General features: G+C 57.6%; 1 rRNA gene (only partly in view). It reads right to left on the reverse strand.

From position 1 onward, the window contains the following. Nucleotides 1-1,272, reverse strand: a 23S ribosomal RNA gene (locus ACZ45Q_RS33935); it reaches 1,490 nt to the left of the window's first position. Nucleotides 1,273-1,334 lie beyond the last annotated feature (62 nt).

Here is a 1,334-nt window from a genome sequence, read left to right on the forward strand (position 1 = left end):
GCAATGACACGACTTCGGCGGTACGCTTGAGCCCCGCTACATTGTCGGCGCGGAATCACTTGACCAGTGAGCTATTACGCACTCTTTCAAGGGTGGCTGCTTCTAAGCCAACCTCCTGGTTGTCTCTGCGACTCCACATCCTTTCCCACTTAGCGTACGCTTAGGGGCCTTAGTCGATGCTCTGGGCTGTTTCCCTCTCGACCATGGAGCTTATCCCCCACAGTCTCACTGCCGCGCTCTCACTTACCGGCATTCGGAGTTTGGCTAAGGTCAGTAACCCGGTAGGGCCCATCGCCTATCCAGTGCTCTACCTCCGGCAAGAAACACACGACGCTGCACCTAAATGCATTTCGGGGAGAACCAGCTATCACGGAGTTTGATTGGCCTTTCACCCCTAACCACAGGTCATCCCCCAGGTTTTCAACCCTGGTGGGTTCGGTCCTCCACGAAGTCTTACCTCCGCTTCAACCTGCCCATGGCTAGATCACTCCGCTTCGGGTCTTGAGCGTGCTACTCCACCGCCCTGTTCGGACTCGCTTTCGCTACGGCTACCCCACCCGGGTTAACCTCGCAACACACCGCAAACTCGCAGGCTCATTCTTCAAAAGGCACGCAGTCACGACACACCAGCAAGCTGATGTGCGACGCTCCCACGGCTTGTAGGCACACGGTTTCAGGTACTATTTCACTCCCCTCCCGGGGTACTTTTCACCATTCCCTCACGGTACTATCCGCTATCGGTCACCAGGGAATATTTAGGCTTAGCGGGTGGTCCCGCCAGATTCACACGGGATTTCTCGGGCCCCGTGCTACTTGGGTGTCTCTCCAACGAGCCGCTGACGTTTCGACTACGGGGGTCTTACCCTCTACGCCGGACCTTTCGCATGTCCTTCGCCTACATCAACGGTTTCTGACTCGTCCTGTTGCCGGCAGACAACAGCAAAGAGATCCCACAACCCCCACGACGCAACCCCTGCCGGGTCTCACACGTCGTAGGTTTAGCCTCATCCAGTTTCGCTCGCCACTACTCCCGGAATCACGGTTGTTTTCTCTTCCTGCGGGTACTGAGATGTTTCACTTCCCCGCGTTCCCTCCACTTGCCCTATGAGTTCAGGCAAGGGTGACAGCCCATGACGACTGCCGGGTTTCCCCATTCGGACACCCCCGGATCAAAGCCTGGTTGACGACTCCCCGGGGCCTATCGCGGCCTCCCACGTCCTTCATCGGTTCCTGGTGCCAAGGCATCCACCGTGCGCCCTTAAAAACTTGGCCACAGATGCTCGCGTCCACTGTGCAGTTCTCAAACAACGACCAACCACCCATCACCCCGGGAC

This window comes from Streptomyces sp. NPDC031049 (assembly GCF_055571015.1).